We start from the raw sequence: 23,728 nt of genomic DNA, 5'->3' as shown, positions 1-23,728 counted from the left end.
TTTTGATCAATAGGGAATCTATTTTACAGAAACAGAATCGTATTTTTGTCAAAATATTTAAAATAGGCATCGTTATGAGATTAATGGCTTTTGATTATGGAACAAAAAGGATCGGTATTGCAGTGACAGATCCGATGCAAATAATTGCAACAGCATTAACGACGGTGCATCCGGATAAAATTTGGGAGTTCTTAGAAGATTATTTTAAAACAGAGCAGGTGGAGACGTTTGTATTGGGCAAGCCTTTGCAAATGGACGGGACGAATTCGGAGTCTGCGATTCATATTTTAGGATTTGCAAGACGGTTAAAGAAAACATACCCTTTGATCCCTATTATTGAAATAGACGAACGGTTTACGTCAAAAATGGCCGCTGCTGTTATCGCTCAAAGCTGTAAGAAAAAAAATAAAAGACAAGAAAAGGGTATTGTGGATACCATATCAGCAACCTTGATCTTGCAGACATATATGGAAACTAAAGCATTTTAATATGGCATTAAAAGATATTCTATTCTTTGTAGAAGATATTGATTTTAAATTAAAGGAAAAGGCAAAAATTCGTCAGTGGATTGTGGATACAATCAAGGCTGAAGGATTTAAGCGTGTTGGTGAACTAAGCTTTATCTTATGTTCAGATGCTTATTTATTGGAAATTAATAAGCAGTATTTGAATCATGATACTTATACAGATGTTGTTACTTTTGACTCCTCGGAAGATGATGATGTGATTGCTGGTGATATATTTATCAGTGTTGAGCGTATTACAGAAAATGCTGCTAAATTTAAAGTTGATAGTAGAGATGAGTTACAGCGCGTGATTATGCATGGCGTATTACATTTATGTGGATACCATGATAAAAAACCCGAAGATAAAACGTTGATGACGGCTAAAGAGAATGAGTATCTTGGGAAACGAGATTTTTAGATATAAAAAAGGCTTGCAATAATACTATTGCAAGCCTTTTTTATATGATTTGATTAAGACTAAAATCTCTCGAATTGAGAAAAGAAAAATGCACCTTCGATTTGAGCGTTTTCATCTGAATCAGAACCATGAACCGCATTAGCATCGATAGATTTTGCATATTTGTTACGGATGGTACCTTCTGCAGCTTCAGCAGGGTTAGTAGCACCGATTAAAGTACGGAAATCTTCAATTGCATTTTCTTTCTCCAAGATAACAGCAACAATAGGACCTGAAGTCATAAAGTTTACTAATTCTCCGTAGAAAGGACGCGCGCTGTGTACTGCGTAAAAAGCACCCGCTGTTTCTGTAGTCAATTGAATATATTTCATTGCTACGATTTTGAAACCACCAGCAATAATATCATTCAAAATAGCGCCGATGTGACCATTTGCTACTGCATCTGGTTTGATCATCGTAAAAGTTCTGTTAGTTGCCATTAATGTTATTTTTTTTGCAAAAGTAATGATTTCCACCAATAACTGAAAGATAAGCATATTATATTATCATTACGACTATTTTTATGTAACTTTTTCTTTGATAAAAAGTATTTTCTTTGCGTGTCTAGAAATGATTAACTTTGTACTATTATGGCATTAAATCTAACAGTTGATATTGATAAGGATTCCGGTTTTTGCTTTGGTGTAGTCTATGCAATAGACATGGCTGAGGAAATTCTTGAGGAAGATGGTTATTTGTACTGTCTAGGCGATATTGTACATAATGATGAAGAAGTTGCTCGACTAAAAGCAAAGGGTTTGCGGATCATTGCTCATGATGTTCTTCCCACTTTACAACATGAAAAAGTCCTTATCCGTGCACATGGTGAAGCTCCAGAAACTTATAAGATCGCTCTAGAGAATAATATTACGCTAATTGATGCATCGTGCCCCGTTGTTCTTAAGTTGCAAAATAGAATTAAAACTTCTTTTGATCAGGATGAGAAGATCCTCATCTTTGGGAAGCATGGCCATGCTGAGGTTGTTGGTTTGCAGGGACAAACTAATGATGAAGCTTTAGTTTTTCAGGATATTGCTGAGCTGGATGATGCCGACTTGCCAGCATCCTTTACACTTTATAGCCAAACGACGAAGAGTGTAGATAAGTTTTATCAGATCAAAGATGAGTTGATTAAGAGAGGCTATGAAGTAAAAGCAAACGATACAATTTGTCGCCAAGTTTCTAATCGTTACGAAGATCTGGTACACTTCGCCAAGATGTATGACAAAATTGTTTTTGTTTCGGGTAAAAAATCTTCCAATGGTAAAGTTCTTTTTGAAGTTTGCTTAAAAGAAAATCCTGATACTTATTTTGTTTCAGAAGTTGGAGAGATTGATGTAACAGTTTTCAAAGAAGGCGATCGTGTGGGTATTTGTGGAGCGACCTCAACACCTATGTGGCTGATGAAAGAAGTCAAAGCTTACTTAGAAGCAATATAACCTCACAATTACGCGTCATAAATATTTCATATTGTCGTAGATAGCAATATCTACGATCTAATTTTCATACTTTTGTTTCAAATGAGTAAGAAAGCTACCAAAGGAATTTTATTAGTTCAACTGGGGACTCCGGATAGTCCTGCCACATCAGATGTAAGAAAATATTTAACAGAATTTTTAATGGACGGAAGGGTAATTGATATTCCATATATCAATAGAACACTTTTAGTTAGGGGAATCATAGCTCCTACGCGCGCTCCGAAGTCTGCTAAAATTTATGAAACAATCTGGGATAAGGAAACAGGTTCTCCTTTGATGCATTACAGCATTATACAGCGTGATCTCTTGCAGAAGTCTTTAGGGGAGGATTATCATGTCGAATTGGCCATGCGTTACCAGAATCCTTCTATTGAAAATGCTTTGAAAAATATGGAGGGAATGCTTCTGGATTCGATTCGTGTTATTCCTTTATTTCCGCAATATGCATCTGCGACCAGTGGATCTGTTATTGACCGCGTGATGGAACTGATTCGTAAATGGAATTATTTACCGAATATGAGTTTTGTAAGTAGTTATTGTCAAGAGCCACTCATGATTGAAACCTTTGCAGATCATGCAAGACAGCATGATATTGCTCATTTTGACCATATTGTATTTAGTTATCACGGGCTTCCTGTACGTCAATTGGGGAAAGTTGATCCAACCAGGCAGTTAAGTTGTCCGGAAGATGGTTGTGATTCGTGTAAAAATACGGTCAATTCTTTTTGTTATCTGTCACAATGTCATGCAACTACAAGAGCAATTGCGCAAGAATTAGGTCTTGAAAAGGAACAATATAGCATCTGTTTTCAATCGAGATTAGGCAAAGAACCTTGGATTCAACCTTATACGTCAAGTTTATTAGAGGACTTGGCACAAAAAGGCAAGAAGAAATTATTGGTATTTAGTCCAGCATTTGTTGCCGATTGTATTGAAACAATAGATGAAATTGGCGTGGAATATGCTAATGAGTTTAAGCATTTGGGAGGTGAAGAGGTTCAATTGGTTGAAAGTCTAAACGGTGATCCTAAGTGGATTGAAGCATTGAAGCACTTGGCTTTGAATGCTTAATACTAACTTAAAAATACGATGTTAATAGTAAATGTAATTGTACTTCTTCTATTGGACTTTTATATCTTTTTTGCATTAAAGGCAACAAAGATCAAGTTTGCAAAGACTAAAACTTTTGGGATTCTTTGGTGGGGTTATTCAATTTTGCTTTCTCTAGGAGTTATCATTTCCTTTAAATTTAATATTCCACTACTAGTTCGTTCCGTTTTTTTAGTAGCTTTTTTTCTCACAGCAGCTTCTAAATTCTTCTTTTTCTTTGTTCTCATTCTGGATGATTTGAGGAGAGGAGGACTTTGGCTAACGAGACTGTTGACCCCGAAAAAAACGATCAAACAAGCGGTCAATGTGTTGGAAATGCCAATAGCTGAAGAGCCAGTTAAAGGGATCACAAGGTCAGATTTCTTAACAAAGGCGGGGATTTTGGTTGGTGCGTCGCCATTGGTGCCTTTAAGCTGGGGAATTATTTCGGGAGCGTATGATTATCGTGTGCGTCGTCAAAAGTTATACTTGCCAAATTTGCCGGCAGCTTTTCACGGGATGAAGATTGGACAAATTTCTGATGTGCATTCGGGTTCTTTTTATAATAGAAAAGCCGTAAATGGTGGAGTTGACTTATTACTGAATGAAAAACCAGATGCTATTTTTTTTACTGGTGATTTAGTTAATAATGTCGCTTCAGAAATGCGCGATTATCAAGATATATTTTCAAGGGTAAAGGCTGATTTAGGTGTGTTCTCAAGTTTAGGAAATCATGATTATGGTGATTATTATTTTGGGAAAGAGGATTCAGCGGCTAAAAGAAAAAATCTTCAGGACTTGATTGAGACACATAAAGTAATGGGCTGGGATCTTTTGAATGATGAGAATCGGATTTTGAAAGTTAACAATGAAGAATTGGCTATTGTTGGTGTACAGAACTGGGGTACCGGCCGATTCCCTAAGCACGGCGATTTGCAAAAAGCTTTGTTGGGTACAGAAGAACAGTCTGTTAAATTACTTCTTTCCCACGATCCTTCGCACTGGCGGGCTCAGGTGCTAGATACAGATATCGACGTCATGTTCGCGGGGCACACACACGGTATGCAGTTTGGTGTTCGGCTTAAGAATGTTCAATGGAGTCCTGCAAAGTATGTGTATAAAGAATGGGCCGGGTTATATAGAGAAAAAAACAATAAGCAACTTTATGTAAATGTGGGCTATGGATTCTTAGGTTACCCGGGTCGAGTAGGAATATTGCCTGAGATCACCATTTTTGAACTTATAAAAGGGAATGATCCGAAAGCACGCGTATAATTAAAGAATAACATTTATAAGGGATGTGGTATTTAAATATGCTTCTCCTACATGTTAGCTGATGACAATAAAAAAATAAGCACTCAATCGAGTGCTTATTTTTTTATTGTCATTGTCATTTTCTTAACAGTCTAATTACTATCTTTAACGATCAAAAATTATGAAATAAAAATTAGACCATGCAACAAACATTCGAAATTAATTCGGATCCTCATACCCGGTTGAATATACTTACTGGTGAACGTGTGCTCGTTTCTCCACATCGAAGTAAAAGGCCATGGCAAGGACAAGTCGAAGATGACAATCAAGAACAACGACCATCATACGACCCGAAGTGTTATTTGTGTCCGACGAACGAACGGGCTGATGGAGATGTTAATCCCGATTATAAAGAGAGTTTTGTATTTGTAAATGATTTTTCTGCACTTTTGAAGGATACGCCTACGGCAGATATCAATGAAGATGAGCTTTTTATTGCGGAATCTGAAAAAGGTATTTGTAAAGTTATCGCCTTTTCTCCACGACATGATCTGACACTTCCAGAAATGTCAGTTCCGGCAATCAAAGCGGTAGTAGATGTTTGGCAAAAGGAGTTTGCTGCTTTGGCTGAACATGAGTGGATAAAGTATATTCAAATATTTGAAAATAAGGGTGCTATAATGGGGTGTAGCAACCCGCATCCACATGGTCAGATATGGTCACAAAATCATGTTCCTGTGGAACTTCAGAAGGAGTCGAAAAATCAAAAGACATATTTTGACAATCATGGTGTTACCATGCTAAGTGCATATGTTCAAGCAGAATTGAGAAAAAATGAACGTATTATAGAAGAGAATGACAGTTTTGTTGCGTTAGTTCCATTTTGGGCATCATGGCCGTATGAGACGATGATCGTAAGTAAAAGACCTGTACAGAATATATTAGCTTTCACAGATCAGGAGAAAGAACAGCTGGCCTCAATTTTGAAATTGTTGACAACACGCTACGACAACTTATTTAATACATCATTTCCTTATTCTGCGGGTATGCATCAAGCTCCGGTGAATAGTGGAGACTTTCCGGAATGGCACTGGCATATGCATTTTTACCCACCATTGTTACGTTCTGCTACGGTTAAGAAATTTATGGTAGGTTATGAAATGCTGGCAAATCCACAGCGTGATATTACGCCTGAATTTGCAGCTCAACAATTAAGAAACTGCTCAACGACTCATTATAAAAACGTTTAATTTATGATTACTAAAGAATCTATACAGAATAAATTTACATCCATTTTTCAAGCTGAGCCTATTATTGTACGGTCCCCAGGTAGAATTAATATCATAGGAGAGCATACCGATTATAATGACGGGTTTGTGCTGCCAGCGGCTATCGATAAAGCGGTATATATTGCTGTATCTAAAAGAGATGATGAGTTGATCTCTTTATATGCCGAAGATTACAAGGCCGTCTACGAGATCAGTTTAAATGCTATTGCACCAACAGATTTACATTGGCCCAACTATATCTTGGGGGTTGTTGATCAAATCCAGAAAAGGGGTTTATTGGTTGGTGGATTTAATCTTTATATCGATGGTGATGTTCCCTTAGGAGCAGGTCTATCTTCTTCTGCCGCTGTAGAATGTGCTACGACTTTAGCTTTAAGTGAGCTTTTTGAGTTAAATATTCCACGTTTGGAGATTCCAAAAATTGGACAATTAGCCGAGCATACTTATGCAGGAGTAAAATGCGGTATTATGGATCAGTTTGCTTCTACGTTTGGTAAAAAGGATCAGGTATTAAAGCTCGATTGCCGTTCTTTAGAATATGAATATGTTCCTCTGATATTGGATGGTTATACAATCATTTTACTGAATACAAATGTAAAACATGCATTAGGAGATACTGCGTATAACAAGCGTGTGGAACAATGCAAGCAAGCTATTGATTGGGTTAAGGAAAAATATCCTGAGGTTGTCAATATGCGTGATGTGTCGGTTTCGATGTTGGATGAAATGGTGAAAGATAGAGATGCTGAAGTATATACAAAAACACGTTTTGTCGTTGAAGAAAGCGAACGCGTGCATGAGGCATGTGAGCATCTGAAAGCTGGTAATTTAAAAGCATTAGGACAAAATCTATTGGAGTCACATCATGGTTTGAGTCAAGAATATGAAGTGAGCTGTGCTGAGTCAGATTATTTGGTGGATTTTATCAAACAGTTTCCTGAGGTGCTGGGGGCAAGACAAATGGGGGGTGGTTTTGGTGGCTGCACGATTAATCTTGTGAAAAATAATTTTGTTGCCGCACTTATCGAGAAGATCTCACCAGAATATTTCGCGAAATTTGGTAAGGAATTGACCGTAATACAGGTGAAAACAGATGATGGTACATCTGTTTTGTAATCAATAATCAAAAAAAAGGTTTCTATTTAATGATAGATACCTTTTTTTAGATCGTGTACTCATATGGCAAATGCTATTATACCATTTCTTTTAAAAGCTTTAAAGCATAACTAATACTATTCACATTACTTAAAGCCAGCCTAAGTTGCTTTTTGATTTCTTTTAAATTACTAATCTCTGGGTGCTGCTGAACAAAAGCAAGCACTCTTCCAAATTGATCCGATTCGAAATAAGTTGATTTTGGATTGTTAACGAAATATCCTTTTAAAGTGTTTTTCTTGTAGGATATTTTTTCAAATCCAATCTGCTTTCCAAACCATTGTAGGCGTAAAGTATTAAACAATTCAAAGACTTCATGTGGTATCGGACCGAATCGGTCTTCTAATGATACTGCGAAATCTGTCAGTTGGTCTTCATTTTCGAGTTTCGATATTTCCGTATATAGGTTATATCGCTCACTAATATTGGTTACATATTCATCAGGTATCAATACTTCCATATCGGTGTCGATCTGCGTAAAGGAGACATATTTGTGGTCTTTATCATCGGCAAAGACATCTGAGAATTCGTCTTCTTTTAATTCCTGAATTGCTTCATCAAGAATTTTATGATACATCTCAAAACCAATTTCGGCAATAAACCCAGATTGTTCTCCACCTAATAAATTTCCTGAGCCACGAATATCAAGATCGCGCATAGCGACATTAAATCCTGCCCCTAATTCTGAAAACTCTTCGATTGCTGATAATCGTTTATAAGCCTCTGGAGTAAGTGTCGATAATGGAGGGCTAAGTAGGTAACAGAATGATTTTTTATTTGAGCGACCTACACGTCCACGCATCTGATGAAGATCGCTTAGACCAAACATATGCGCATGGTTAATGATGATGGTATTGGCATTGGGAATATCCAATCCGGCTTCGATAATGGTTGTGGCAACCAATACATCAAAATCGTGATTGATAAACTTAAGCATAACATCTTCGAGATCATCACCTTCAAGCTGTCCATGCGCTATACCTACGCGTGCATTAGGGACTAATTTTTGAATCATAGCACCTAGTTGCTTAAGATCGGCAACACGGTTGTGAATAAAGAACACTTGTCCACCGCGTTCCAGTTCAAAGGATACTGCTTCCTGTATCAATGTTTCATTGAATACATGCAATTCTGTTTGAACAGGTTGACGATTGGGGGGTGGCGTGTTGATTAAACTCAAATCTCGCGCCCCCATCAGCGAAAAGTGTAATGTACGGGGTATAGGGGTTGCGGTTAATGTCAGTGAATCGACATTGGCACGTAATAGTTTTAATTTTTCTTTAACGGAGACTCCAAATTTTTGTTCTTCATCAATGATCATCAAGCCCAGATCTTTAAATTTAACATCCTTACTTACTAGGCGATGAGTACCGATGATAATATCAATTTTCCCCTCAGCTAATTTTGCCAATGTTTCTTTAATTTGTTTTGCTGTTTTAAATCTATTGATATAATCTATGGTACACGGTAGATCTTTGAGGCGTTCAGTAAAAGTTCGGTAATGCTGATGTGCAAGAATCGTTGTTGGTACAAGTACTGCAACCTGCTTGCTGTCTGCAACAGCTTTAAATGCTGCTCGTATAGCAATTTCCGTTTTTCCAAAACCAACATCACCACATACTAGACGGTCCATCGGATGTGGCGATTCCATATCACGTTTTACATCTGCAGTAGCTTTTTCTTGATCTGGTGTGTCTTCATAAATAAAAGAAGCTTCCAGCTCATTCTGTAAATAAGAATCCGGACTAAAGGCCGTACCGGTCTGTGCTTTACGTTTCGCATAGAGCATGATCAAGTCTCGGGCAATGTCCTTGACTTTTTTCTTTGTGGTTTTCTTTAGCTTGTCCCATACATCTGTTCCCAGTTTATTCATTTTTGGAATAGAACCTTCTTTTCCTGAATACTTGGAAATCCGATTTAAGGAGTTGATGTTTACGTACAGAAGGTCATTGTCAGCATAACTCAATCGGATCATTTCCTGAGATTTGCCATTGACTTCCACTTTCTCAAGTCCAGCATACTTTCCGACACCATGGTCGATATGGGTAATATAATCACCTGGTTTAAGATCTCGCAGATCTTTTAACGTGATGGCCTGACTTTTTTCATAACCTTTTTTTCGCTTGTACTTATAATATCGATCAAAAATTTGATGATCTGTATAGCAGGCTAATTTGACATCATCGTCCCTAAATCCTTCTCTGAATCCTTTATGGACAGGAATAAAGGTAACTGTTTTGTCGAGATCTTCTAAGATTTTATATATCCGCTCTATTTGTTTAGGCGAATCTGAGAAGATTAAATTTTCGATTTTATTTTTCTCATTCTCTTTAAAATTATGGATCAATAGATTGAAATCTTTATTGAATGAGGGTTGTGGGTGGATATCAAATTTGATTGTCGTTTCGGCTTTATAGAAGAATTGTTTTCCGAATTCGACGATTGGGAAATCAAAAAGGAGTGCATTGAAATTCTTTTCGTCAGAGAATCCATAGGCGGGATTTATCCACTCTGAATTGTCTTTCTTTTCTTTTTCTGATAAAGCATTCCAAAACTCGGTTGCTTTTTTATTTCCATCTTTTATCGTATCCAATGTGAACTGAACATCTTTTATCCAAACAACTGCATCTTTGTCAATATACTCCAAAAGGGAAATATTTTGCGCACTTAAGAATTTAGCCTGCACATTGGGGACGATGGTTACTTTATGAATTTTTGATACAGACAGTTGGGATTCAATCTCAAATGTTCGAATGCTTTCAATGTCATCTCCAAAAAATTCTATTCGGTAGGGAAGATCATTAGAGAAAGAGAATATATCGACAATTCCTCCTCGAATGGCGTACTGTCCAGGCTCGTAAACAAAATCTACACGGTCGAAATCGTATTCAAATAGAAACTCATTGATAAAGTCTATACTTAATTTGGTGTTTTCGGTTATTTCTAACGTGTTTTTCTCCAGATCACTTCTATTAATTACCTTTTCAGCAATTGCTTCTGGGTATGTAACAACCATTTTTGGTAATTCGGAAGTATGATTTAGTACATTTAATGTTTCTGCGCGTTGTAAAACATGTGTTGCATCAAGTTGTGTAAAATCAAAAGGTTTACGGTAGGAGGCGGGAAAAAATAATACCTGTTTATCCAGAAGGCTTTCCAGATCACTTAAGAAATAAGATGCATCTTCATGTGTTGGAAGGATAAAGAGGTAGGGGCGTTCTTGTAGGGTATAACTCGCTACTGCAACAACGGCATCAGATGAACCGATAAGGCCTCTTAAATGGACTTTTGGATTTTTAGCTTGTATCGCTTTTGTCAAAGTTTGTGTCAACTCACTTTGACCGTATTTTTCTATAATTTCTTTAATTCCCACGCGTTCACTAATTTGGAATATTGCGAATTTAGTTAAAATGATGGGTTGTTACAAAATAAGCTTTTGCTATCTGCTATAAATAACCAAAAAAATTAGTAAGGTCACATTGTCATTGGTACTGGACGGTGTTGTAAAACTGTATTATAAGTTTGTATTTACATTTAATACTTTTATATAGTCTTTTAATGCTGTAGCATTTGCTGCATCAAGTATTTCTTGGAAATGCTCTCTATAGTCAAACTGATGGTCCTCATGAATTTTTTCATATTTTGACACAGCATGTTTTATTCTGCCAGCTATATATTTTTGAAGTTTATGTGCGGCAGATTGGTAAGATGAACCAAATAACGATGGGTACATCATGATGGCTCTTTCTAAAATGTAAATACGAAATTCTACTTCACTCAATTTATCTTTTGTAATTTTTTCGTGCTCGTTAACCATGCCGCTGGCTTGTTTTACCAATTTGCTTAATCCTACGAAATTACTCATACTTGGCGTATTGTACACTTGTGATTCACCTATGTCAAAAAGTTTCTGTAGCTGTTTTCTCAGATGTTCAATGCGCTGTTCTAAGTCAGATTCATCTTCTAAAAGCTGAAAATGTAGTTGTTTGATTAGCATTTTATCTTTACTAATCAATCGGAGTAATAACTTGTCTTTTTCCTTTAAGGGAAGGTTAAGTACAGCTTTTTTTAATTCGGGATCTTGATGAATTGACATGATTTAAAGATAGGTGAAAATTAATGATTTTTAAAATTAGTAACGACGATGTATGCCCTTCCTTAAAAAGCGGTTGGTTAATTGTTCATCCTGATGTTACTATAAAATCAAAATTTTAATAACATTATTTTAATAGACCTTCTTGACGTACTACATCTAAAATTATTTATATTTGTAGATAAATACCTACATCCTAATAATCTTCCATTGATTTGAAACTGCTAAATATATTTTTCTGTACGTTAGTTTTTGCGAATACGGCTTTTGCGGATTCTATTAAGCTTGAGGATTTGTTTTCCAGTAAGAGTCGGATTGAATATTTAATCAAACAAGAGCGGGATTTTGGGACTGATACTATTGCTTTAAAAAATTTTTTAAAGCCTATCATTTCTTATTCGAAGATATATGATGATGAGTCCTTGCTCATTGCATACGATAATATGCTTGCAAGAGGATTTGCCAATGTTTATGATTCGGCCAATGCTAGAAGTACAAATCTGTATTTAACTGCGATAAAAAAAGCAAAAAATAGCAAAGATAAAGAACTTGAATTTTGGACAAAAGTCAATTATGGGTTTTATCTGTATGATTTGCATAATTATACGGACGCATTTCCAGTTTTCTTAGGTCTACGCGACTTACTGCCTCAGATATCTCTGAAAAAACTTCCTAATCCTGATATTTCCCTACGTAATATGGCTTATTTTTTTGGTAGTATCGGTGATGCTGAGGCTAATATGGAATATCTAAATCTTGCCCGTAAACATGCAGCACCTCAATCCAGAGAAATGGGAAGTATCCTTGATGCATTAGGTACGGCATATCTGAAATTGGCAGATACTGTAACAGCATTTCGTTATTTTAAAGAAGTGGAGTCACTGTCTAAACTTAATGGTGACGAAGTTCGATTGGGTAAGGCACTTGGTAATCAGGCACTCATTTATCGGGGGAAAGGGGATTTCGGAAAAGCAGTCGATTTAGTATTGGAAGACCTTGTTTATTCTGAGCGCAATAGTAGTAATCAGAATACCATGTACGCTTATATCTTATTGGCTCGGATTTATGTCGATCAGGGTAAATTAGACCTCGCTGAGAACGCGATCAAGCGAGCTAGTAATTACGCTACTCAAAAAGTGTATCTGAAAAAATCTGAAAAGGAGATTACGGAAGTTAGTTTACAAATTGCTGTAAAGCGGCAGGATGACCATAGCGAACTTTTAGCCAGGAGGAGACTGATTCAGATTAATGATAGCTTACAGCTGTGGAATAGCGATGAGAAACTGCAACAATTAAAATGGCTGGCGGATAAACAGAAATATATTCATAGAATAGAACTGGGCAAAGAACAATTCGAGAAAGAATTGTTTAAAAAGAGAGCGTATAGTATTGTTGTTGTATTATTATTGGCGTTATCGATAAGTTTGTATTTTCTTTTTAACAGAAAACTGAAGGTGCGTAGAATTATCTATGAGAGGCGTGTATTAGGCCTGCAGATGGAAAAGTATTTGTCTGACCAAAAGCTAATGGAAGCAAATAATAATTTATCTTCTTTTACTATATATCTAAAAGAGAAGAATGAGTATATCGCTAATTTGAAAGATGAAATAGAAACTGTAAAACAAACTTCTTTTTCTGTTATTGAGAATGAAAGGGGGCAACTACAAGCATTGTTGGAATCCCATTTAATGACTGAAGATAAATGGAGTTTATTTAAGGAAGCTTTTGTGAAGGAGTATCCGCTTTTTTACAATGATATCCTTAGAAAATTTCCAGAATTGACTGAATCAAATCTGAGATTCATATTTTTAGGTAAGTTAGGCTTAAAAAATAACGAGATATCTAATTTATTGGGCGTGACTGAGGATGCTGTGAAGAAAGCTAAACAGAGATTGAAGAAGAAAATAGGGGAAGACCGTTACACCGTATTGTCTTCGAATTTAAAATCGTAGCGCTGTCATAGGTGATCTCCACTTTCAAAGTCAAATATCTGTTTATGGATAAAAAATAAAAGGAGTTAACACTAAACGTTAACTCCTTTTATTTTTTTAATCGATTGGATTTTCCTGCAGGTATTTCTCCCACTTCCAAGCGCTATCCATCATTTCGAAGATGCCTAATTGTGCTTTCCAATTTAACTCATTGGTTGATTTTGTGACATCGCCATATACCTTGACGATATCGCCTTCACGACGTGGTCCTACGACATAGTTTAGTTTTTGGCCTGAAGCTTCTTCAAAAGCTTTTATAGCTTCTAAAACAGAATATCCATTTCCTGTGCCTACATTAAATACATCGTACTTTCCTTTAGGATTTCCTTTTTCCAATAATTTGATTGCTGCAACGTGTGCTTTTGCTAAATCTACAACATGGATAAAGTCACGTACACAGAAACCGTCCTTTGTATCGAAGTCATTTCCAAAAACAGTCAATTTATCGCGTTTTCCTATAGCTGTTTGGGTAATGAATGGGAGAAGATTTTGAGGAACTCCTAATGGTAATTCGCCAATTAATGCTGACTCATGTGCTCCTACAGGATTGAAATAACGTAATGCAATAATATTAAAATTGTCATATGCATTTGCAGTTTCTTCTAATATTTCTTCTGCAATCTGTTTGGTGTTACCATATGGAGAAGTTGCTTTTTTTACTGGGGCAGCCTCGTCAACAGGTAAGTAATCAGGTTCTCCATAAACTGTACAACTGGAAGAGAAGACAAAGTTTATCGGCTTTTCACGATAAGCTTCTAAAAGATTGATTAGGGAAAAGAAGTTGTTGTGATAATATTTTAATGGATTCTGAACGGACTCACCTACTGCTTTAGATGCCGCAAAATGAATGATACCGTTGATATCTGGATTGTTTTTAACAAATTCTAAAACTTTGGTGTCATCACATAGATCAAACTGATGAAACTCAGGCTTTATACCGATGATTTTTTCAATTTGATCTAACATTTTGATGCTAGAATTAGATAAGTTGTCAACGATAACCGGTGTATAGCCTGCATTATGTAATTCAACAACTGTATGCGAACCAATATATCCTGTTCCGCCTGTTACAAGTATTTTGCTCATTGTTTATAGTTATAATATGTAAAGTCTTTGTGATCTAAATGCTCAGTTGATACCTATCGATAATATGTCATCGTTTTTTTAATCTCACCACTTCGGTTATTAAAATTCGTTTCCCAGCCTTATTTTCTACTTATTTCCAACAATTAGAAACGGGTTTAATATCTTTGACGAATATAAGTATTATTTTACGAACATGCGTCTTCTTTATTCTTTAGGAATCCATCTTTATGGGCTTTTATTACGCTTAATAGCGCCTTTTCATCCGAAAGCAAAGCTTTGGGTAGAGGGGCGTAGGGACTGGTATGCACGCATGAATCAAACGGTTGAAACGGGTCAAAATCACATCTGGTTTCATTTTGCTTCTTTGGGTGAATTTGAGCAGGGAAGGGCTGTTTTGGAAGGGATAAAAAAAGATTTCCCCTTAAAAAAAATTGTTATTACTTTTTATTCTCCCTCGGGATATGAAGTTCGTAAAAATACAAATTTAGCAGATTACGTTTTTTATTTACCTGAGGATATAGCAAAAAATGCAAAACTGTTTATTGATCTGATTAATCCTGAGTTTGTAGTTTTTACAAAATATGAGTATTGGTATCATTATTTTTCTGAGCTGAAAAATAGACAGATACCATTATTGATGATTTCTGCCATTTTCAGGCCTGATCAAATTTTCTTCCAGCCTTATGGCGGTTTTTTTCGAGAGATATTGAGTGCTGTGACTTATTTTTTCATGCAGAATGAAGAAAGTGTTCATTTATTGAAAGAGCATGGATTTAGAAATGTTGGGTTAACAGGGGATACGCGATTTGATCGTGTAGTTGAATTGCCTAAGCAGAGAAAACAGATCGATGAGGTTACGCAATTTGTCGCAGAATATCCAGTTTTGGTTGCGGGTAGTACTTGGCAAGAAGATGAGCAGTTATTAAAAGATTTAATGTTGGAATTTCCGAAGTGGAAGCTGATATTGGCTCCACATGAAATTCATGATACTCATATAAGGGCAATTTTAGCGTTATTTCCTGATGCTTTACAATTCTCTAAATATGTTTCGTATGCTGATGAAAGAGTAGCACATGCTCAAGTGTTGATTATTGATAATATTGGCATGTTGTCGTCGCTATATGGTTATGGAAAGATGAGTTATATCGGCGGAGGCTTTGGAATTGGTATTCATAATACATTAGAGGCTGCTACTTATGGTATTCCCGTTATATTTGGTCCTAAATATCATAAATTTCAAGAGGCTAAAGATCTGATTGAGCAAGGCGCTGGGTTTTCAATTCAAAATCGGGAAGAACTGTATAAAGTGTTTACATGTCTGCAGGATAGTGTAAAAAGAGAATATTCCGGGAAACAAGCAAAATGTTTTGTGCAGCAGCATGCTGGTGCTACTGCAATTATTATGAAATATCTTTATTCTTCTAAATTATTGAAGTAAGGTGATTATGAGAAATATGATCGAACTTTGATCATCTAGTCTACAATAAACAGTTCTGACATAATGTGATCGGCCATGAGTTTTCCTGTATCTGTAAGGGTCAGTTGATTTTCCACTTGAGTTAACTGCTTGTTGTAGATGAACTCTTCAGCATTGTTCAATAATTGTTTTTTGACCTCTGCTCCGAATTTATCTTCCACTATTGTGAGATTAATACCCCACATCGTCCTTAGTGAGGTCATCGTATATTCATTGATACGATCTAAGGCTGATAATTCTTCAGTTTCCAAAGGAAGTACTCCTTGGGAGATATCGTGTATATATTTGGCATTATTCGCGATATTCCATGAACGTGATGTACCATTAAATGAATGTGCAGATGGACCTATACCTAAATAATGCTTTCCTTTCCAATAGTTCGTATTATGCTTTGCATACATCCCATTTTTAGCAAAATTGGAAATTTCATATTGTTCAAATCCTGCAGTTGTTAATCGATCAATCAGCATCAACATTTGATCAGCCGCTTGATCGCTATCTATTGCTGTTGCTTTTCCTGTTTTGATCATATGATCGAGCGCTGTTTTCTTTTCTACAGTCATCGAGTAGGATGAGATATGTGGAATCTGAAAATCCAGTAGCTTTTGCATATTCATTTTCCACTTTTCATCGGTTAATAATGGAAAGCCATAGATCAGGTCACAGGTTATATTTTCGAATCCAGCATCTTGAACCCGCATAATACAGGATTCGGCTTCTTCTTGATTGTGTGCCCGGTTCATCCATCTTAGATCTTCTTCAAAAAATGATTGAATGCCGATACTAAAACGATTGATTTCTGTTTGCCGCAGTTTCGCTACTTTTTCTCGCTTAAGATCGTCGGGATTAGCTTCTAAGGTAATCTCAACATTGGTGTCAATCTCGAAATGCTGCGATACTTTGTCAATCAGTCTGGAGATATCTTCCGCTTCTAGTATAGAGGGGGTGCCACCGCCAAAGTAAATGGACTGAATATTTTTGTATTCCAGATAATCAGCTCTAAGTTCCACTTCCTTGTATAGCATGCTGAGCATTTCGTCTTTATATTTCAGTGACGTGCTGAAGTGAAAGTCACAGTAATGACAGGCTTGCTTACAGAATGGAATGTGAAAGTAGATCATGGGTACGTTTTATATGAAGGCAAAGGTAAAGGAAAATCCATATTTAAATGGATTTATTCTATTTCTTTGGTATACTGTTGCATGTTTTTATGAACTCTTCTTTTGATCCGATCGCGTAGATTACGGGGAGCAATAACCTCTATATTCTCGCCAAAGCCCAATATTTCTCGTTCCAGTTCAAAGTTTAAAACGACATCAAGACGAATCATGATACTACCATCATTATTTTTATCGATGATCTGTTGAGAGCTGTGTAATGGTTTGGTCTCTACATAAGGAGCATTGAAACTGTCAATTTTTAAAATTACTTTTTGCCCTCGGTCTTTGTGGCTTTTTGTTACGCCGATTGTATCGGCAAAGTAACGATCGAAATCAATTCCATCATAGGCTATGAAACCATTTTTTGCCATTTCATCAATATCTACAATACGATCAAGGGCAAGGTTGAGTAATAATTTTCCTTTTTTTGGTTTACAGATTAAAAACCACCTATTTCGGTATTCTTTTAAAAGGTATGGGTAATAAACATCTTGCGTTGGTGCAAGCGACTTAAATGATTTGTAGGTGATAAGTAAAGGTATTTCTTCGAGGATGGCATGATGTAAGGTACTGATCCAGTTCAAACCTTTCAGTAGCTTATTACTTTCCATTTGCACGACAGGTTTTTGAATTCCTACGGATTTAATGAGTGTATTTTCTAAACGTAAGATCATATCACTCATCTCGTCAAAATAAGAAAATCCATTAAGATGCTTGAGTAAATCCACGGCTTCTTTCATCTTCTTCATATCTAAGGAGGTGATGGGTGAATTACTGATGCTATATTTTGGATCACTATAGCTGTAAAATTTCCGATCTGTCACAATGATTGGAGCATTATATCCTAACTTATTGCTACGCATAAGCTGTATGTCTCCTTGAATCGTTCTTTTACTTATCCCATTATGGATACCTTCCAGTTCGTAAAGGGCATTGGATACTTTTTCAATGAGATCTTCTAACGTCCATTTGCGATGACGTTGACATAAACAACTGTCTATGGTTTTGTAGCGTATTAATGCAAGTTTATTGGTGGACATCTTCTTTTTGATGAAATTTTACAAAGTTAAATGTACAAAATTCATTTTTACTGCGCAATGTATTTGCGCATGAAGTTTTTTGTTAAGATTTTTTTTATATATATTCAAATTTATAAATTTGATTTTCAGTTATATATGTATTTTTTGTATTGTTTTTTAAAAGTATTTTTTGCTACGCAGTAAGGTTGCGTGATTAGGTGTGCACATTTGTAATGTCGATCAAGACAAATAGTTCTTTGAGAAATTAAGCGAATAGCTTTTAAGATATATACCTGAAAAGGTGTATGACATAGTGGATTATTTTAAAGTCCTCGTCTCCTGTTTCTGTATAGCAGGGTAGTATTATTTCAGTTGAAAATAATATGCTGACTTAAAAAACTACTATTGTCTCATGTTGGGGTCGTAGGTTCGAATCCTACCTCCATCTCGAACGGAGTAACTCAGGGGGTAGAGTACAACAAAAAGGTGGGTTCGAATCCCACGCACATCTCAAAAGTGTGTCCATCGGTTGGAGGAACGAAAGTTCCATGTTCAAGTTTAAACTTTCTTTAAAAAAGTTTCCACTTAATAAGCGCTTCGTCTCTCGTTTGGTTTTCTCTTTTTGTGAAAAGGGCAGACAATTGAATGGGGTCTTTGTAGTATAAAATAGGTTCTAAAGGCAACAATAGGGTTGAGGATAGTGGAATACTTAAAAGTAATACAGGAATGGGCTGTATTTTATTTAGGGATAAGCTGTCATCATTTTATTTTTCTTTTAGCCCACTTTTATATTCCGGTCATATTCAATAAACAGGAATCGAAGCGTTTATAAATAATAGGATGATCTTTTTGATCGCGAGAAAATGTTAGAACAATAGTATATTCTGATAAAACACAGTGTTTTGTGTTGGGGAAGAGTATAATAAAAAATAAAATTAGAAATGAAAAGAGTAAGTATAGATATCAATCAATTGGGATTAGTTGTTAAAAAAAATCGTTATATCCGCGTAGTGCCTGCTGGAAAATACTGGCTAGGTTTTGGTGAAAAACTGGAATTATATGATTTGTCGAAGCCTTTTCCAGGTAGCTTGGATGTCGATGTATTGATGCAGCTTGCAGGTTTTTCGGAGCATGTGGAATTGGTGGAAGTTTCCGATAATGAGATCTGTCTGGTTTTTGTTAACAACAACTATAAGCAGGTACTAGCAGCGGGCAGGCATGTTTTCTGGAAGGGTTTATTAACCTATCATTTTCAAAAGGAGGATATTACTGATATAGAAATAGGAACGACAGTACATAAGCAACTGTTGGAGAAGCAGACGCTGGCTTACTACGTACGGCAGTTTAAGTTGGAGCCTTCGGAAAAAGGTTTACTATTTCTTAATGGAGCATTTTCAAAGATATTGGAAGCGGGTACATATTACTGGTGGAAAAATGCGACATCCATCAGTATTTCAAAAGTAGATATACGATTGACGACTATGGATATTGCTGGTCAAGAGATTTTGACTAAAGACAAGGCGCAGATTAGGATTAATTTTTCGATACAGTACCAAGTTGTGGATGTACTGAAAGCAATGCTTGAAAACAAAGATTTTGAGAAGCAGTTGTATATGTTGATGCAATTGGCATTACGTTCTTATATAGGTCGAATGACTTTGGATGAACTGATGGACAATAAATCTGCAATCAACGCACATGTGCTAGAGGAGACTGCTTCACAGGTTGAATTGCTGGGTGTCAAGGTATTTCATGCCGGTGTTAAAGATATCATCTTGCCAGGCGATATCCGAGAGATAATGAATCAGGTACTGGTCGCGGAAAAAAAAGCTCAAGCCAATATCATCACGCGGCGTGAAGAAACTGCTTCTACAAGAAGCTTGTTGAATACAGCGAAATTAATGGAAGATAACGCGATGTTGTTTAAATTGAAAGAGATGGAATATGTGGAGAAGATTGCAGAAAAAATAAACAATATTTCGGTTTCGGGTAATGGTCAGATTGTGGATCAGCTGAAGCAGCTGTTTGTGAAATGATAGAGTTATCGTTTTATTTTAGCGTAAAACGGAGGTATAAATAAAGAGGTGCAGGGGACAGCGGTAAAGAGGTGCTGTTCCTTGCTTAAGAGAAATGAATAACCGATGTGAAAGATTGTCAATCTGTAAGCAATGGTTTCAGTACAATGGATTTGAGTAAGATCATGATGGAAAATAAAAGAATAAATGGCAATGACTTAATTGCTTTAGGCTATGAAGAGAATTTTGCTTTAGGTGAAGCATTGAAAATTAATAAAAAGAGATTAGGGTTTACCCGTGAAGAGATGTTGTTGAAGTTTGCAGAAGTATTGGCCACTCCGGATAGCTATTTGGAGGATGGGCTATTCAAGTCGCTAGCGTCAGCACTTTTAAATGTTGATGAAGTAGCTAAAGCTACGATTTCTTTAAAGGAGGGGAAACAACAATACACTATTTATGGTGAGTCACAGATTGAAGAGGGGGCATTGCGCCAGATGGATCTAGCGATGAAGCTTCCTGTTGCAGTTGCAGGAGCATTAATGCCCGATGCGCATCAAGGATATGGTTTGCCAATTGGTGGGGTATTGGCTACTCATCATGCTGTCATTCCTTATGGTGTGGGTGTTGATATCGGTTGTCGAATGGCATTGTCAATTTTTGATGTACCCGAAGAGCATCTTTATCTGCATCATGATTTATATAAGAAAGTGATTATGGATAATACCAAATTTGGTGCTGGACATGGTTATTTAAAACATGAACGTGTTGACCACGCTGTATTAGCGAATAAAGCTTTTGAAGCGAATGATTTTATTCGTCAATTAAAGGATAAGGCTTGGACGCAGTTAGGCTCTTCTGGTGGGGGAAATCACTTTGTTGAATTTGGGGTCATGGAGTTTAAAGAAACAGATCGTACACTTGGTATTGAGAAAGGTCGATATGTGGCTTTATTGACGCACTCGGGATCTAGGGGATTGGGCGCAACTATTGCCGATCATTATACTAAATTGGCTAAAAAGCTTTGTTCTTTACCTTATGAAGCTCAGAATTTGGCTTATATGAGTTTAGATACTGCGGAAGGGCAAGAGTATTGGTTAGCGATGAATCTTGCTGGTGATTATGCTTCGGCTTGCCACGAGGTAATACATGAGAAAATCGGTAGGGCATTAGGTGCAGAGCGATTGGCGATGATCGAAAATCATCATAATTTTGCATGGAAGGAGTTACACCAAGGCGAGGAGGTGATTGTGCATCGGAAGGGAGCAACTCCTGCCGCGAAAGGGGTGCTGGGTATTATTCCTGGATCGATGGCCACTCCAGGTTTCTTAGTACGAGGGAAAGGAAAAGAGGAGGCAATTCATTCGGCTTCTCATGGTGCTGGACGTTTGATGAGTCGTACGAAAGCTATAAAAACCATAGCCCGTAAAGATCTAAAATCCATGTTGTCGGATAATGGTATCACTTTAATCGGTGCCGGATTGGATGAAGCACCAATGGCTTATAAAAATATTCACGAGGTGATGGCTGCGCAAGAAGATCTGGTAGATATTATCGCGAGTTTCTCTCCGAAGATTGTGCGCATGGCTGATGATGGAAGTCGGGAAGATTAACATAAAAATAAGAGGCCGGTTTATTAACCGGCCTCTTATTTTTATGTTATTTCTTTTCCCAGATATTGTCGTTGGATTCAATATCTGCTAAGCGTAGCGATGGATCAATGATTACTTTTGCTGGTTTTTTTGTTAAATTGATCTCATAGGATGGCTGTGTCCAGTTCCAGTCTTCCAATGTTGTTCTTTTAATACCTTCGTATATCTTGAAGTTTTCCGATGGCTTTTCGCCTCTCATTTCACGTAATGGGATATAGAAAAGTTCTTTTGTGCCATCTTCATATGTTACTAATAGATCAATAGGCATTGCAAAGTCGGATTTGTTCTGTAAGATAATTTCTTTATCGGTAACCGTTTTGATTGCATAATCAATCTTACGAGTTGTGTTTATAAAGAGGTTGAAGTACCATTTCAGATTGATTCCTGATATATTTTCTGCAATTCTTTTAAAATCATTCGGTGTTGGATGTTTGAATTTCCATTGTTTATAGAATTCTAAAAATGTTTTGTCCAAGTTATCTTTACCGATAATATAACCCAACTGTACTGCTAGTACCTGGCCTTTGTTGTAAGCTTCATTACTGTATGCATAGTTGGTGTTGTAATAATCGGCAAGTAGGCTTGCAGGTTCTTCTTTTCCTGATAAAGCTAGTTTGTAATATGCACGATAAGCTTCTATTGATGGGTTAGCTTCAATGGCTCCACGTTTTTCAAATAGATTTTGCATGGCAAGTTCTTCTACATAAGAAGTGAAACCTTCGTCAAACCATTCGTCTACGGTTTCATTAATGCCAAATAAGTGCTGGTACCACGAGTGGGCTGCTTCGTGGAAGATGACACCAACTAGGCTTTTTAAATTACGGCCACCTGTAACCAACGTTGCAGTTCCATATTCCATTCCTCCATCTCCTCCTTGGATAATGGTATAATTTGGCCAAGGGTAAGCTCCAAATGTCTTAGAATTGAAATCAAAAAACTCTGTTGCTAATCCAAGTGCTGTTTTCCAATTTGTTTTGACAGAATCGCTTTCTGGAATATATACTGTATAAACATGCACTCCTTGGTTGCTCTTCGCGGAGTCAACAACAAATTTTGGATCTGCAGCCCAAACAAAGTCATGGATGTTTTTAGCAACATAGTGCCATTGGACTTTATTATCTTTTGCTTTAATCCTTGGTTTTCCAACATAGCCTTTTACTTCTGTAGGGTTTTGTAAAACACCGGATGCGCCTAGAATATAATTTTTGTTGATATTGATGGTGATATCAAAGTCTCCAAATGGGGCGATAAATTCGCGTCCAATATACTCATCTAAGTGCCATCCAAATTCATCAAAATGTGCCATTTTAGGATACCATTGCGCCATGGATAAGGCGACTCCTTCTTTAGAATTGCGTCCCGATCTTCTGATTTGTTCAGGGACTTGGGCTTCCCAGTTCATCTCAAATATTGCGGTTTCGCCGTCTTCAATTTCATTAGGAAGGGTCACTTCTAAAATGGTACCATCAACTTTGAAATTGGTGTTGTTACCATTCATCGTTAATGATTTTATTTTTTGATAACCAATTTGTTTTGCTGTTAATGTAGCAATACGGCTCTGGTATTTGGGTTTATCTTTTGTTCCAAGATTAGTGGTCATTCTTTTGTCTGGATCGGCAATGTTTGCCAGTCTGTTGTCCATCATTGATCCTGGTTGAAAGGCGTTGAAATACAGGTGGAAATACACTTTTTTGAGTGATTGTCCTGAATTATTACTGTATTTCAATTGCATATTTCCGTCATATTGATATGTCTTCTCATTCACATCAATGTTCATTTTATAATCTACGGTCTGTTGCCAATAGCCTTTTCGTTGTGCTGTTGCTGTCTGAAAGACGAACAATCCTACGATTAATGTGTAGAGGTATTTCAAATTCATGGTCCAAATTTACAAAAATGATTAGGAATTTGTGGAACTTAAAGAAGTGCTGTTTTGTAATATTTGTTTGATAAAGGGTTGTTTTTACATCTTTCAATTGTTATTTTAGATATATATATAATCAAATTTAT

At 36.6% G+C, this 23,728-nt stretch carries 18 protein-coding genes; 11 read left to right on the top strand and 7 right to left on the bottom strand.

Annotation, left to right across the window (positions count from 1 at the left end):
• Positions 1-74 precede the first annotated feature (74 nt).
• Together ruvX and ybeY are read left to right on the top strand one after the other, a co-directional pair.
• Positions 75-488: a Holliday junction resolvase RuvX gene (ruvX, locus tag JAZ75_RS05520; RefSeq protein WP_208700486.1), complete on the top strand. Its 414-nt coding sequence runs from the start codon at positions 75-77 to the stop codon at positions 486-488.
• Between the two features lies 1 nt (position 489).
• Positions 490-924 (top strand): rRNA maturation RNase YbeY, encoded by a 435-nt coding sequence (gene ybeY, locus JAZ75_RS05515; protein WP_021187988.1) that lies wholly within the window; start codon positions 490-492, stop codon positions 922-924.
• Positions 925-983: 59 nt separating this feature from the next.
• Here the strand turns inward: ybeY and JAZ75_RS05510 are convergent, their stop codons facing one another.
• Positions 984-1,403, bottom strand: a complete 420-nt coding sequence (locus JAZ75_RS05510; protein ID WP_132771610.1) for a nucleoside-diphosphate kinase — start codon at positions 1,401-1,403, stop codon at positions 984-986.
• A gap of 150 nt (positions 1,404-1,553) precedes the next feature.
• Here JAZ75_RS05510 and JAZ75_RS05505 point away from each other — a divergent pair, with 150 nt between their 5' ends.
• The 5 genes from JAZ75_RS05505 to galK all read left to right on the top strand — a co-directional run bounded on the left by JAZ75_RS05505 (position 1,554) and on the right by galK (position 7,189).
• A complete protein-coding gene (locus tag JAZ75_RS05505) occupies positions 1,554-2,402 on the top strand; it encodes a 4-hydroxy-3-methylbut-2-enyl diphosphate reductase (RefSeq protein ID WP_168127916.1) in 849 nt (282 codons plus the stop codon).
• 81 nt (positions 2,403-2,483) lie between these two features.
• Positions 2,484-3,512 carry a ferrochelatase gene (gene hemH / locus JAZ75_RS05500; protein WP_208700484.1) on the top strand — a complete coding sequence of 343 codons (1,029 nt, stop codon included), beginning with the start codon at positions 2,484-2,486 and terminating at the stop codon, positions 3,510-3,512.
• Between the two features lie 18 nt (positions 3,513-3,530).
• Positions 3,531-4,805, top strand: coding sequence for a metallophosphoesterase (locus JAZ75_RS05495; protein ID WP_132843503.1), 1,275 nt, complete (start codon positions 3,531-3,533; stop codon positions 4,803-4,805).
• A gap of 179 nt (positions 4,806-4,984) precedes the next feature.
• A complete protein-coding gene (locus tag JAZ75_RS05490) occupies positions 4,985-6,034 on the top strand; it encodes a UDP-glucose--hexose-1-phosphate uridylyltransferase (protein ID WP_183916324.1) in 1,050 nt (349 codons plus the stop codon).
• Between the two features lie 3 nt (positions 6,035-6,037).
• Positions 6,038-7,189 (top strand): galactokinase, encoded by a 1,152-nt coding sequence (galK, locus tag JAZ75_RS05485; RefSeq protein ID WP_232789363.1) that lies wholly within the window; start codon positions 6,038-6,040, stop codon positions 7,187-7,189.
• Between the two features lie 76 nt (positions 7,190-7,265).
• Here the strand turns inward: galK and mfd are convergent, their stop codons facing one another.
• Positions 7,266-10,601 (bottom strand): transcription-repair coupling factor, encoded by a 3,336-nt coding sequence (gene mfd, locus JAZ75_RS05480; protein ID WP_132771605.1) that lies wholly within the window; start codon positions 10,599-10,601, stop codon positions 7,266-7,268.
• 141 nt (positions 10,602-10,742) lie between these two features.
• Complete coding sequence (locus JAZ75_RS05475; protein WP_021187994.1) at positions 10,743-11,324, bottom strand: hypothetical protein; 582 nt, start codon at positions 11,322-11,324, stop codon at positions 10,743-10,745.
• A 212-nt stretch (positions 11,325-11,536) separates the two neighbouring features.
• On the opposite strand from JAZ75_RS05475, the gene JAZ75_RS05470 reads away from it, so the two are divergent.
• A complete protein-coding gene (locus JAZ75_RS05470) occupies positions 11,537-13,273 on the top strand; it encodes a hypothetical protein (RefSeq protein ID WP_208700482.1) in 1,737 nt (578 codons plus the stop codon).
• 96 nt (positions 13,274-13,369) lie between these two features.
• On the opposite strand, the gene galE is transcribed toward JAZ75_RS05470, so the two are convergent.
• The gene (gene galE, locus JAZ75_RS05465) at positions 13,370-14,398 is read right to left on the bottom strand and encodes a UDP-glucose 4-epimerase GalE (RefSeq protein WP_021187996.1); all 1,029 of its coding nucleotides are present in this window, start codon (positions 14,396-14,398) and stop codon (positions 13,370-13,372) included.
• Between the two features lie 193 nt (positions 14,399-14,591).
• Here galE and JAZ75_RS05460 point away from each other — a divergent pair, with 193 nt between their 5' ends.
• On the top strand, positions 14,592-15,836 hold the full coding sequence (locus tag JAZ75_RS05460; protein WP_208700480.1) for a 3-deoxy-D-manno-octulosonic acid transferase: 1,245 nt from the start codon (positions 14,592-14,594) through the stop codon (positions 15,834-15,836).
• 35 nt (positions 15,837-15,871) lie between these two features.
• On the opposite strand, the gene hemW is transcribed toward JAZ75_RS05460, so the two are convergent.
• Both hemW and JAZ75_RS05450 read right to left on the bottom strand, forming a co-directional pair.
• A complete protein-coding gene (hemW, locus tag JAZ75_RS05455; RefSeq protein ID WP_208700478.1) occupies positions 15,872-16,996 on the bottom strand; it encodes a radical SAM family heme chaperone HemW in 1,125 nt (374 codons plus the stop codon).
• A gap of 53 nt (positions 16,997-17,049) precedes the next feature.
• Entirely contained in the window at positions 17,050-18,075 is a 1,026-nt protein-coding gene (locus tag JAZ75_RS05450) for a helix-turn-helix transcriptional regulator (RefSeq protein ID WP_132771601.1), read from the bottom strand.
• A 920-nt stretch (positions 18,076-18,995) separates the two neighbouring features.
• Between JAZ75_RS05450 and JAZ75_RS05445 the strand changes: the two genes are divergently transcribed.
• Both JAZ75_RS05445 and JAZ75_RS05440 read left to right on the top strand, forming a co-directional pair.
• Positions 18,996-20,090 carry a slipin family protein gene (locus JAZ75_RS05445; RefSeq protein ID WP_021187999.1) on the top strand — a complete coding sequence of 365 codons (1,095 nt, stop codon included), beginning with the start codon at positions 18,996-18,998 and terminating at the stop codon, positions 20,088-20,090.
• 167 nt (positions 20,091-20,257) lie between these two features.
• Positions 20,258-21,679 carry an RtcB family protein gene (locus tag JAZ75_RS05440; RefSeq protein WP_197086419.1) on the top strand — a complete coding sequence of 474 codons (1,422 nt, stop codon included), beginning with the start codon at positions 20,258-20,260 and terminating at the stop codon, positions 21,677-21,679.
• 46 nt (positions 21,680-21,725) lie between these two features.
• On the opposite strand, the gene JAZ75_RS05435 is transcribed toward JAZ75_RS05440, so the two are convergent.
• On the bottom strand, positions 21,726-23,597 hold the full coding sequence (locus tag JAZ75_RS05435; protein WP_208700475.1) for a M1 family metallopeptidase: 1,872 nt from the start codon (positions 23,595-23,597) through the stop codon (positions 21,726-21,728).
• Positions 23,598-23,728: the final 131 nt, after the last annotated feature.

It is taken from the genome of Sphingobacterium sp. UDSM-2020, assembly GCF_016132525.1.
GTDB lineage: Bacteria > Bacteroidota > Bacteroidia > Sphingobacteriales > Sphingobacteriaceae > Sphingobacterium > Sphingobacterium anhuiense.
This window is presented reverse-complemented; position numbering and strand designations above follow the sequence as displayed.